Raw genomic sequence first — 11963 nt, forward strand, 5'->3', positions numbered from 1 at the left:
GCTGGTTTCTGGTTGCCTGGTTGATGCCTGTCCGGTGCCTGGTTCCGTTCCGGTGTCCTTGCGTCGTCGTCTAGCGCTCGATCAGTTCCGCGAGAACCGATTTATCGAAACGCCAGGGAATCGGCGCATCTTCGACCGCGTGACGCAGATGCGTGACGAACGCGCGGCGGCCGATCTCGCGGCCGCCCAGCGACGCCAGATGCGCCGTATTCTGCTGACAGTCTATCATCCCAATTTTATGGCGGCGCAAGTGCGCGACGAGCGCGGCGAGGGCGATTTTCGAGGCATCGGTCTTGTGCGCGAACATCGATTCGCCGAAGAACATCTTGCCGAACGACACGCCATAAAGCCCGCCCACGCGCCGCCCGTCGAACCACGTTTCGACGCTGTGCGCCTTGCCCGCGCGATGCAGCGTCGAGTACGCCTCAACGATTTCGGAAGTGATCCACGTGCCGCGCTGACCGTCGCGCGGCGTGTCGGCGCACGCGTGCATCACGGCGGCGAAGTCGTCGTCCACGCGCACTTCCCAGAGCGGCTCGCGCGACACGCGTTTGAGCGTCTTGCGCAGCGAATCGGAAACCTTGAACTCGTCCGGAACCAGCACCATGCGTGGATCGGGACTCCACCACAGCACGGGCTGACCGTCCGAATACCACGGAAAGATGCCGCGCCGGTAGGCATCGACGAGACGCGCGGGCAAAAGCTCCGCGCTCGCGGCGAGCAAACCCGGCGCGCCGCTCGATGCGCCGAGCGCGCGCTCGACGGGCGGGAACGGATCGTCGTCGGCGAGCCAGGGAACCATGGTCGAAGCGGTCGATGCGCGAGGCGCTCAGCCTTCGCGCAGCGTGCGGAAGATGTCGCCCGTGTGCAGCGTGAAGTTGCCCGCGGCGCGGTCGGCGAAGAAGAAACGCAGCGTCTGGCCGACGGTCGGAAAGGCGATCTCGTCCCACGGAATCTCGCTTTCCTCGAAGAGACGCACTTCGAGACTTTCCTCGCCGGCGTCGATTTCGATATCGAGCAGACGCGCGAGATAGAACAGATGCACCTGATGCACGTGCGGCACGTTGAGCAGCGTGAAAAGACTTTGAATCTCGACGCGCGCGCCTGCTTCCTCGAGCGTTTCGCGCGATGCGCCTTCGCTCGTGGTCTCGTCCATTTCCATGAAGCCTGCCGGCAAGGTCCAGTAGCCGTAGCGCGGCTCGATTGCCCGGCGGCACAAGAGCACCTTGTCGTCCCACACCGGCACCGTGCCGACGACGTTGCGCGGATTCTGGTAGTGAACGGTGCCGCAACTGCCGCAGACGAAGCGCTCGCGGTTGTCGCCAGGCGGGACCGAAAGGGCGACCTCGTGGCCGCAGACGGAACAGAATTTCATGGAAATGGACGTGGGAAGTGTGGTGCGAGTGTATCACCGGCTTGGGGGTCGTCATGAAGGGCGGGTGAGGCGGAAAGCGGGGGCGTGATCGGTTGGTCGGGCGGAACTCGCGCAGGCGACGCGAACGAAGTGAACGAAGCGAACGAAGCGAACGAAGCGAACGACGCGAACGACGCGAACGACGCGAACGACACGAACGACGCGAACGACGCGAACGACGCGAACGACGCGAACGAAGCGAACGAAGCGAACGAAGCGAACGACCGCAAACGAAGCGAACGACACGAACGCCGCAAACCACACGAACGACCGCAAACGCCAGAGCGCTTCGCCTCACCGCCCATCTCGCTACAATGGTTGACTGACGTTGCCAGCTACTCCCCATTCACGATTGACGGGCGCATCGCTCCGTACGAACTCCATGTCCACTTCTCCTCGTCCCCCGATGCTCGCGACCGCGCAAGCGCTCGGCCTTCTCCTCGACGCCGCGCATCGGGTCGATGGCACCGAGCGCATCAATACGCTCGATGCCGCGGCGTCGCTCGGCCGCGTTCTCGCCGCCGATGTCACGTCGCCGCTAGACGTTCCGCCAATGCACACCAGCTCCATGGACGGATACGCCGTCCGCGCCGCCGATCTCGCCGGCGCGAGCGAGGCCGCGCCGCGCGCGCTGCCGGTGTCGCAACGCATTCCGGCTGGCCACGCCGCCACGCCGCTCACGGCAGGCACGGCCGCGCGCATCTTCACCGGCGCGACGGTGCCTCCGGGCGCCGATACCGTCGTCATGCAGGAAATGGCGCGTGCGGCGGACGACGGCAGCGTCGCGTTCGCGCACGCGCCCGCAGCCGGCGAATGGATCACCCAACAAGGCGCGGACATCCGCGGCGGTTCGGTGATCCTGCCTGCGGGCACGCGCCTCACGCCGCAAGCTTTGGGTCTCGCGGCATCGGTCGGTTGCGGCGCGCTCGATGTCGTGCGGCGCGTGCGCGTCGCCATCTTCTTCACCGGTGACGAACTGCGCATGCCCGGCGAGCCGCTCGCGCCCGGCGCCATCTACAACTCGAATCGCTTCGTGCTGCGCTCGCTGCTTGCGAAACTCGGTTGCGACGTGACCGACCTCGGGATCGTGCCGGATCGTCTCGACGCAACGCGCGAAACCCTGCGCCGCGCGGCCGGGGAACACGATCTGATTCTGACGTGCGGCGGGGTATCGGTCGGCGAGGAAGATCACGTGAAACCGGCGGTGGAAGCCGAAGGACGCATCGCCATGTGGCAGATCGCGATGAAGCCCGGCAAGCCGCTCGCGTTCGGCAACGTGCGACGTTCGGATGCCGCACTCGGCGAAGCATATTTCATCGGCCTGCCGGGAAATCCGGTGTCGAGCTTTTGCACCTTCTTGCTGTTCGTGCGGCCGTTCCTGCTGCGGCTGGCAGGCGCGAGCGACGTCGCGCCGCGCGTCTACTCGATGCGTGCCGACTTCAGCCAAAAGAAGGGCGACCGCCGCAACGAGTTCCTGCGCGCGCGCGTGAACGACGCGGGCGGCGTCGATCTCTTTCCCAATCAAAGCAGCGCCGTGCTGACTTCGACCGTGTGGGGCGACGGGCTAATCGACAATCCGCCGGATCACGCCATCCGCGCGGGCGAGACGGTGCGCTTCATTCCCTTTTCAGAGTTGATGCGGTAGAAGGCCATCAAATGCATATCGAACTGAGATTTTTTGCGAGCGTGCGCGAAGCGCTGGGTGTCGCGAACGAGACGGTCAGCGTGCCGGACACCGTCGTGAATGTCGGCGATGTACGCGCCTGGCTGCGCATGCGCGGCGGCGCGTGGGCCGAAACGCTCGCCGAAGGCCGTGCGTTGCGCATGGCCTGCAATCACGTCATGACGGACCCGTCGCAGCGCATCACGGATGGCTGCGAAGTGGCGTTTTTCCCGCCGGTCACGGGCGGTTGACATGACGATCGTGCGCGTACAGGAGGCGGATTTCGATCTCGGCGCGGAAGTCGCCGCGCTGCGAGCGGGCAATCCGAAAGTGGGCGCGGTGGCGTGCTTCGTCGGCACGGTGCGCGACTTGAACGAAGGCAGCGCGGTCGAGACGATGGAGCTCGAGCACTATCCCGGCATGACGGAGAAATCGCTGCACGAGATTGCCGAGTCGGCGCGTGCGCGCTGGCCTGGGTCGGACGTGCTGATCGTGCATCGCGTGGGAAAACTGAAGCCGCTCGATCAGATCGTGCTGGTCGCAACCACGGCGATGCATCGCGGCGAGGCGTTCGAGTCGTGCGGCTTCGTCATGGACTACTTGAAAACGCAGGCGCCGTTCTGGAAGAAGGAAAAAACCGACGCGGGCGAGCGCTGGGTCGATGCGCGCGAATCGGATGATACGGCGCTGGCTCGCTGGCAAAAGCCGAAAAGCTAAAGCGCGGCGATGGTCATAGGAAAAGGCGACGATCCGCGGATAAGTCAAACCGCTTACCGCGTGACTGGCGAGACAAAAGCGGCACGCGAAATCGCGCTAAGAGCGCTCGCAAACGGGTAAAAGCCAAAAACCTTGGGCGGCAAGACAAGCGTGATCGGCGAGGAAGAACGCCGCGAGCGTCACTTCGTATCCGCCGAACGTCCCACGAATCTCGCTGGAGACGCTTCCGCCGATGGCCGCTTTGCGAAACGCGGCTCTTCCCGGCCGCCGGTGCGCTGCCGTTTGAGCGCCGCGAGAAGTTCCTGCTGCGCGTCGGGAATCTTGTAATCCCAGCCGAACTTGCTCAATTGCAAACTGTGCGCGATCCGCAGCGCCGGTTCCATGAACTGCACGGCGGCGGCCGGCTCGTAACGCGCGTCCACGGTGTCGAGAAAGAGCGTAAGCCAGCGTGCGAAATGCTCGGGCGCGATACCTTCGAGCGGCCGATGCGCCTCTTGCACATTCCCGCGATACTGCTTCGTTCCCAACACGAGGCTCGACCAGAAGGTCGTCATTTTGGCGAGATGCTCGTCCCAGCGGCCCGTCAGTTCGCGCGAAAAGATCGGGCCGAGCAGGGGATCGTCATCGACACGGCGATAAAACGTCTCCACCAGCGTCCGGATGTTGGCTTCGTCCGGTTCCGCAAAGCGAGCCGGGAGGGCAGATGATTCGTGAAGGATCATGGCAAATAAATGTTATGCGGATGCTTACACGCAAGCGTCAGCACATTATGCTGACGATAGGCGCTGTTTTGTCGCAAAATGTCGCGTCTTGAACAGCGATAATCCGACCGGTCGTTCAATTTTTCGCGGCAGGCCGCGTCAGGATGTTAGACCTTATGTGTGCGTTGAGGTCATTGTCGCTGGCGCACGCGCGGTGTTTTTCCGCGCATCCCGCGTCGCGCCGCTTTCGCCGTCTGCTCTTCGTTTGCCCGCGTGCCTCTGGCTCCGTTGTTCTCGATGCGCGTGTTCCGCGCACAAAATCATCGTGACATCATGCGACTGACCGACTACACCGACTACACCCTGCGCGTCCTGCTTTACCTTGCCGTGCGCCCGTCCCGCCTTTCGACCATCGGCGAGATATCCGAGGCGTATGGCATCTCGCGAAATCATCTGATGAAAATAGTCCAGCAATTGGGCGAACTCGGCTGGGTGGAAACGGTGCGAGGGCGTCATGGCGGACTGCGGCTTGGCGAGCGCACGCCTTATCTGACGATCGGCGAGATCGTGCGCACAATGGAAAGCGACTTCGACATTGTCGGTTGTTTTTCGCGCGACAAGGCACACCGGCAATGCGTGATTCAGTCGGCCTGCTTGTTGCGCGGCGTCTTCGCGACGGCGCGCGATGCCTTCCTTGCGGAACTCGACAAGCATACGGTCGGCGAACTCGCGCGTCCGGCGGATGAGCTCTCGCAGTTGCTCGGCATTGTGAGCGTGATTCCGGTATCGGTCGAGCGCATGCAAAGCTCGTCTGCCTGACGCGCGGTTAAGTCCTGCACGCGGCCGGACGGTGAACGAAAACCGGACGGACAGGTCATTCTCATGCGCCGACGCTCGCGCGGGCCTTCTCGAAATCAAGCGAAAAAGTGCGCGCAAACGGCTAAACAAGGCTTGAAACCGACCAAAAGCGCCTCATTTTGGTCGTATTCGAATTGGAGCTTTCAATAATGAGAATCGACAAACTCACCACCAAATTTCAAGAAGCGCTGTCAGACGCGCAAAGTCTGGCGGTCGGTCACGACAACCAGTATATCGAGCCGGTTCACTTGCTTGCCGCGCTGATCGCGCAGCAGGACGGTTCCGCGCGCTCGCTCATGTCGCACGCGGGCGTGCAGGTTCAGGCACTGCAAAACGCGCTCAACGACGCGATGAATCGTTTGCCGCAAGTGCAGGGCACGGACGGCAACGTGCAGGTCAGCCGCGATCTCGCGGGCCTGCTCAACAACGCCGATAAAGAAGCACAGAAACTCAACGACACCTACATCGCGAGCGAAATGTATCTGCTCGCAGTCGCGGACGACAAAGGCGAAGTGGGCCGCGTGGCCCGCCAGCATGGTCTTACGCGCAAGGCGCTCGAAGCCGCGATCAACGCGGTTCGCGGCGGCGCGCAGGTCGATAGCCAGGACGCCGAAAGTCAGCGCGAGGCGCTCAAGAAGTACACCGTCGACCTGACCGAGCGCGCCCGCGCAGGCAAGCTCGATCCGGTGATCGGCCGCGATGACGAAATCCGCCGCTCGATCCAGATTCTGCAACGCCGCACCAAGAATAATCCGGTGCTGATCGGCGAACCGGGCGTCGGCAAGACGGCTATCGTCGAAGGACTGGCGCAGCGTATCGTCAACGGCGAAGTGCCCGAAACGCTCAAGGGCAAGCGCGTGCTGTCGCTCGACATGGCGGCGCTGCTCGCGGGCGCGAAGTATCGCGGCGAGTTCGAGGAGCGGCTGAAGGCCGTGCTGAGCGATATCGCCAAGGACGAAGGCATGACCATCGTCTTCATCGACGAGATTCATACGATGGTCGGCGCGGGCAAGGCCGAAGGCGCAATGGACGCGGGCAACATGCTGAAGCCGGCGCTTTCGCGCGGCGAATTGCATTGCATCGGCGCGACCACGCTCGACGAATATCGCAAATACATCGAAAAGGACGCGGCGCTCGAGCGGCGTTTCCAGAAAGTGCTGGTCGACGAACCTTCGGTGGAAGCGACCATCGCGATCCTGCGCGGCTTGCAGGAAAAGTACGAGTTGCATCACGGCGTGGAGATCACGGACCCGGCTATCGTCGCGGCGGCGGAGTTGTCGCATCGCTATATCACGGACCGTTTTCTACCGGACAAGGCGATCGATCTGATCGACGAAGCGGCGTCGCGCATCAAGATGGAAATCGATTCGAAGCCCGAAGAGATGGACAAGCTCGACCGCCGTCTCATCCAGTTGAAGATCGAACGCGAGGCCGTGAAGAAGGAGAAGGACGAGGCATCGCAGAAGCGTCTGCAACTCATCGAGGAAGAAATCGACCGGCTCAATCGCGAATATTCGGATCTCGAAGAAATCTGGACCGCCGAAAAGGCCGCCGTGCAGGGCAGCGCGCAGCTCAAGGAAGAGATCGAAAAGGCGCGTGCGGACATCGCGCGTTTGCAGCGCGAAGGCAAGCTCGAGAAAGTGGCCGAACTGCAATACGGCAAGCTGCCCGAACTCGAAGCGCGTCTCAAGCAAGTGACGCAGGCCGAGTCGCAGGAGCAGAACAATCCGACGCGGCCGCGTCTTTTGCGCACGCAAGTGGGCGCCGAGGAAATCGCGGAAGTGGTGTCGCGTTCCACGGGCATTCCGGTGTCGCGCATGATGCAGGGCGAGCGCGAGAAGCTGTTGCAGATCGAGGGCAAGCTGCACGAGCGTGTGGTCGGTCAGGACGAAGCCATCGGCGCGGTGGCCGACGCGATTCGCCGTTCGCGCGCGGGTCTGTCCGATCCGAACCGTCCGTACGGCTCTTTCTTGTTCCTGGGGCCGACGGGCGTCGGCAAGACGGAACTGTGCAAGGCGCTGGCCGCGTTCCTGTTCGATTCGGAGGATCATCTCATTCGTATCGACATGAGCGAGTTCATGGAGAAGCACAGCGTCGCGCGTCTGATCGGTGCGCCGCCGGGATACGTCGGCTATGAAGAAGGCGGTTATCTCACCGAAGCCGTGCGTAGAAAGCCGTACAGCGTGATCCTGCTCGATGAAATCGAGAAGGCGCATCCGGACGTCTTCAACGTGCTCCTGCAAGTGCTCGACGATGGCCGCATGACCGATGGACAAGGCCGCACCGTCGACTTCAAGAACACGGTGATCGTGATGACGTCGAACCTCGGTTCGCATGTCATCCAGAGCATGGTCGGCGAACCGCACGAAGCGGTGAAGGACGCCGTCTGGGAAGAGGTGAAGCTGCATTTCCGGCCGGAATTCCTGAACCGGATCGACGACGTGGTGGTGTTCCACTCGCTGGATCGCGCGAATATCGAATCGATCGCGAAGATTCAGTTGCAGCGTCTGCACGACCGCCTGGCCAAGCTCGACATGCAGTTCGACGTGTCGGATGCGGCGCTCGAACAGATCGGCAAGGTCGGCTACGACCCGGTGTTCGGCGCGCGGCCGTTGAAGCGCGCGATTCAGCAGGAGATCGAGAATCCGGTCGCCAAGCTGATTCTGGCTGGCAGGTTCGGACCGAAGGACGTCATTCCGGTCGATATCAAGGACGGGAAGTTCGTGTTCGACCGCGTAGTGCACTAAAGGCGGTTGATCGCTGCTTGTATTTCGGCGGCGATTTCTAAAGGGCGATGGGTGATCCATCGCCCTTTTTGTTTGGCGGCAGCGGGAACGATCGATGACGCCAACGCCGCGGCCCGCAAAACAAAAAACCCCGCAGGGCGAACCGCCCGCGGGGTCCAAAACAAACGCGATGAATCAGACTCAGCCTTGTTTCGGCGCTTCGTTCTTGCCGAAGAGACCCGCCAGGCCGCCTAGCGATCCGAGCACACTCGACAGATCCATCTGGCCATTGGCGGGCACTTCGCCGTTCGGCGTCGCGCGGTCGACGATATGCGGAAGCACCGCCGCGAGCATGCCCGACAACTGATCGCTCGACACGCCGGCTTTCTGCGCGAGCGCACCGACGTTGTCCGAGCCGAGCGCGTTGTTCAGCGTGTCCGGGCTGATGGGCTTGTTTTCGCCCGTGCCGATCCATGACGACACGATGTCGCCCGCGCCCGCCTGATGAAAGCGCTGGATCAGCCCCGCGATACCGCCCGGCTGGTTGTTGACGAATTCGAGCGCCGCCGTGATCAGCGCAGCCTGGCCGGATTGACCGGGTTGGCCGCCTTGTTGCGACGAGTTGCCGAGGGTGGAGGCGAGGATATCGATTAGGCTCATGGCAGTCTCACTACGAGAAGTTGCGGGGTGGGGTGGCTCGCGTGACGCGCTTGCATCGTGCGAAAAGAGCGAAACGCGAGCTTTGAGACGAAGTACTTGAGGTTGAAGGGCGACGGCATGATGCGGTTGGCCGTCGCCTGCTCGCCTCGATCTTTTCTAACTTTTATTGACTGGCAGCCGCGGCGCTCGCGGCCTTGTCTTTCTTGCTCTTGCGCTTCGAAGGCTTCGCATCGCTTGCCGCGGCGGGTGCCGTCGTCGCTGCCGGCGCCGCGCTTGCAGCCGCCGCCGCGCTTGCGGCCTTGGACTTGCGCGAACTCTTTTTCGTAGCCGAAGCAGGTGCGGCGGTAGCCGGCGCTTGCGGCGTGGCGGCCGGCGTTTGCGCGGTGGTGGCCGCGGGCGAGGTCGCCGCCGTGGCCGCTGTCGACGATTTGACCGTCGAGTTGGACGGCGCGGCGCCTTGCGTGCTGCTCACGGCGGGCTTCGTGGTCTTGCCCGTGGGCGGCTGCGACGATCCGCCGATGGTCAGACCGTTCTCCTCGAGCTTGGCCACGGACTTCGTTCCAAGACCCTTCACGCGCGTCGCTAGATCGTCGGCGTCCTTGAACGGGCCGTTCTTCGCGCGCTCGTCGACGATCGCTTTCGACTTCACCGGACCCAAGCCCTTCACGGAATCGAGCGCGGCTTGATCGGCCGTATTGACATCGACCGCGGCAAACGCGGTTCCGACGGACAGCATCAACGCAAAGCACAGCATCAGCAGCTTTTTCAGCATGACGGCACTCCAGGCAATGGAAAAGAATGATGAATCGATGCGTCCGGGCTTACGACAGAATAACGACTTTGCCGTTAAGCATAGGGCAAAAACAAGTCCCGAACGATGACGGCTCGCATTGTGCACGACCCCGCCGCGCGCACCACACGAGCGCACAATCTTTAACGTCGCGCAATGCAGATTGGATGACGCATCAATATTTTGCATGCTGCAAGGCATGCTTCGGCCTCACCGCGACGGCCTTTGAGCAGTCTTGAGAAACGCGCCGCGCACTTCGAAGGCGATTGAATCGACCGCGTTGCCGCGCGCATCGACGAGTTCGAGGACGTGATGTCCCGGCCATGGCAGCCAGGCGACGCGCGCATCGCGGCCGAACGGCTTGCCGTCGAGACGCCAGGCGAGTGCGCCATTGCCCGAGCGTTCGAACCACACGCGCTGGCGCGCGGGCGGAATGTCGGGGTCGAGCGCGAAGATGGTGCCATTGGTCGGCGCTCCGATGCGCGCCGCCTGGCTGTCCCCTTTGCCGCTCGCTCCGCTTGAGCCCGCCGCGTTCGCCGTGATGCCGATAGCGCTCATCTGCGTGCCGCGCACGAACCATTCCCCGCGCTTCGGTTCGATATCGTTCTGATACGCGACCTGCGTTTCGATCACGCCCGACGGCGCAGTCGGCGCGTGGCTGGCGGCTCGCCGATGCAAATAGCCGACGAGCGCATTCCACGCGGGCGCCGCGCCGGTGACGCCGGAGACGTCCCACATAGGCGCGCCATCGGCATTGCCGACCCACACGCCGACGGTGTATCGCGAAGTGAAACCGACGGCCCAGTTATCGCGCATGTCCTTGCTGGTGCCGGTCTTGACCGCGCTGAAAGTGCGCGTGGCGAGCACGCTGTCGAAACCGAAGGTGCGCGTGCGCGCGTTGTTGTCGGCGAGCATGTCCGTGACGATGAAACTCGCCTCCGGGCTGAACACGCGCTTTCCCGCAGGCGCGGCAGCGTGGCCCGCGAGATCGAACGACGGCCGTGCGACACCGCCGTTGGCCAGCGCGCGATACGCATTGGTAAGCGTGGCCAGCGTGACATCCGCGCTGCCGAGCGCGAGGCTGAAGCCGTAATAATCGCCCGCTTGCGTGAGCGGCAGACCGAGCGCGACCAGCGTCTTTGCAAAGCGATGCGGCGTGACGAGCACGAGCGCGCGCACTGCCGGTACGTTGAGCGACGACCCGAGCGCCGTACGCACGCTCACCCAGCCCTTGAAGTCGTGATCGTAGTTTTGTGGAATATAGAGGCCGCCGCCGGTGGCGAGATCGAGCGGCGCGTCGTCGAGCAGCGTGGCCGCGGTCAGGCGTTTTTCGTCGATGGCCTGCGCATACAAAAACGGTTTGAGCGTCGAGCCGGCCTGCCGCGCGGCGAGCACCGCATCGACTTCGGGCGCGTTCGACAAGCCGCCCGCCGAACCGACCCAAGCGAGCACATCGCCGGATGCGTTGTCGATCACCACCGCCGCCGCGTCGTGCACATTGCGCGGATGAGCCCGCGCGTTGAGTTCGGCAAGCGTGCGCGCGAGCGTGTCGCGCGCGAAGCGCTGCACATGCGCATCGAGCGTCGAGCGCACGCGATCGCCCGCCTTGGGATGCGTTTCGCTTGCAACGCGCCGCGCGAAATGCGGCGCGAGCGCGTCGTCGCCTTGTGCGAAGCCCGGCGCCGACGCGGTGCGTGTGAGCGTCAGTTGCACATAGCTGTCCAGGTTGACGCACGGGTCGTTCGCGTGCGTCTTGTCGCTCGTATGCAAAGCCTGCATGTCGCGCAAGATGACGCAGGCGCGCGACGCGACCTTGTCATAACGCGCATTCGGCGCGCGCACGAGCGCAGCGGCGAGTGCGGCCTCGCGTTCATCGAGCCCGGACGGCGCCTTGTTGAAAAGCGTCTGCGACAACGCCGATAAACCCACGATCTCGCCGCGAAACGGCACGAGATTCAGATACGCCTCGAGAATCTGGTCCTTGCGCCAGCTCCGTTCGAGCCATAGCGCGCCTACTGTCTGCTGCGCCTTTTCGCCGATATTGCGGCGGCCGTTCGGCTTGCCGTTATCGTCGTCGATGAGTCCGGTGAGCTGCATCGTCACCGTCGATGCGCCACGCGTGCGCGTGTTCCACAGATTCGCCCATGCCGCCGCCGCCGCGCCGCGCCAGTCGACGCCCGCGTGATCGTAGAAGCGCTTGTCTTCCGAAACCACGATGGCCTCACGCAACGCGGGCGAGACATCCGCAAGCGCAACCCAGTCGCCGCGCCGCGCGTGCGTATCGACACGCGTGCGTTGCAGCGGTTCGCCATCGCGCGACAACAGCACCCAGTCGGAACTGCTCCAGTTCGCGCGCACCTCGTCGAAGCTCGGCGACGCGCACGCCGCCGTTGCCACGACGCAGCCGATCAGAAAGCACAGGGCGCGCTTCACG

General features: G+C 63.6%; 10 protein-coding genes and 1 pseudogene. 5 read left to right on the forward strand and 6 right to left on the reverse strand.

Annotation, left to right across the window (positions count from 1 at the left end):
* Positions 1-70: 70 nt before the first annotated feature.
* A complete protein-coding gene (gene aat, locus ACYQ47_RS27755) occupies positions 71-802 on the reverse strand; it encodes a leucyl/phenylalanyl-tRNA--protein transferase (RefSeq protein ID WP_250492467.1) in 732 nt (243 codons plus the stop codon).
* A 27-nt stretch (positions 803-829) separates the two neighbouring features.
* Positions 830-1375, reverse strand: a complete 546-nt coding sequence (locus ACYQ47_RS27760; protein WP_244825366.1) for an NUDIX hydrolase — start codon at positions 1373-1375, stop codon at positions 830-832.
* Positions 1376-1820: 445 nt separating this feature from the next.
* Here ACYQ47_RS27760 and ACYQ47_RS27765 point away from each other — a divergent pair, with 445 nt between their 5' ends.
* The 3 genes from ACYQ47_RS27765 to moaE are packed head-to-tail and all read left to right on the forward strand — an operon-like array spanning position 1821 to position 3794.
* The gene (locus ACYQ47_RS27765) at positions 1821-3059 is read left to right on the forward strand and encodes a molybdopterin molybdotransferase MoeA (protein WP_459909343.1); all 1239 of its coding nucleotides are present in this window, start codon (positions 1821-1823) and stop codon (positions 3057-3059) included.
* Between the two features lie 11 nt (positions 3060-3070).
* Positions 3071-3328 carry a molybdopterin converting factor subunit 1 gene (moaD, locus tag ACYQ47_RS27770; protein ID WP_244825364.1) on the forward strand — a complete coding sequence of 86 codons (258 nt, stop codon included), beginning with the start codon at positions 3071-3073 and terminating at the stop codon, positions 3326-3328.
* A 1-nt stretch (position 3329) separates the two neighbouring features.
* A complete protein-coding gene (gene moaE / locus ACYQ47_RS27775) occupies positions 3330-3794 on the forward strand; it encodes a molybdopterin synthase catalytic subunit MoaE (RefSeq protein WP_250525912.1) in 465 nt (154 codons plus the stop codon).
* 179 nt (positions 3795-3973) lie between these two features.
* Here moaE and ACYQ47_RS27780 read toward each other — a convergent pair whose 3' ends face one another.
* The gene (locus ACYQ47_RS27780; protein ID WP_459907938.1) at positions 3974-4516 is read right to left on the reverse strand and encodes a group III truncated hemoglobin; all 543 of its coding nucleotides are present in this window, start codon (positions 4514-4516) and stop codon (positions 3974-3976) included.
* A 312-nt stretch (positions 4517-4828) separates the two neighbouring features.
* Between ACYQ47_RS27780 and ACYQ47_RS27785 the strand changes: the two genes are divergently transcribed.
* Both ACYQ47_RS27785 and clpB read left to right on the forward strand, forming a co-directional pair.
* Entirely contained in the window at positions 4829-5314 is a 486-nt protein-coding gene (locus ACYQ47_RS27785; RefSeq protein WP_250492286.1) for an Rrf2 family transcriptional regulator, read from the forward strand.
* Positions 5315-5502: 188 nt separating this feature from the next.
* Positions 5503-8100, forward strand: a complete 2598-nt coding sequence (gene clpB / locus ACYQ47_RS27790; protein WP_250492287.1) for an ATP-dependent chaperone ClpB — start codon at positions 5503-5505, stop codon at positions 8098-8100.
* Between the two features lie 180 nt (positions 8101-8280).
* Here the strand turns inward: clpB and ACYQ47_RS27795 are convergent.
* From ACYQ47_RS27795 to pbpC, 3 genes and pseudogenes are all read right to left on the reverse strand, one after another.
* Positions 8281-8763: pseudogene (locus ACYQ47_RS27795) on the reverse strand (YidB family protein); the annotation flags it as partial.
* A gap of 139 nt (positions 8764-8902) precedes the next feature.
* Positions 8903-9511 (reverse strand): ComEA family DNA-binding protein, encoded by a 609-nt coding sequence (locus ACYQ47_RS27800; RefSeq protein ID WP_250525910.1) that lies wholly within the window; start codon positions 9509-9511, stop codon positions 8903-8905.
* Positions 9512-9739: 228 nt separating this feature from the next.
* The gene (pbpC, locus tag ACYQ47_RS27805) at positions 9740-11962 is read right to left on the reverse strand and encodes a penicillin-binding protein 1C (RefSeq protein WP_459907941.1); all 2223 of its coding nucleotides are present in this window, start codon (positions 11960-11962) and stop codon (positions 9740-9742) included.
* Between the last annotated feature and the right edge of the window lies 1 nt (position 11963).

It is taken from the genome of Caballeronia sp. HLA56, from assembly GCF_054655155.1.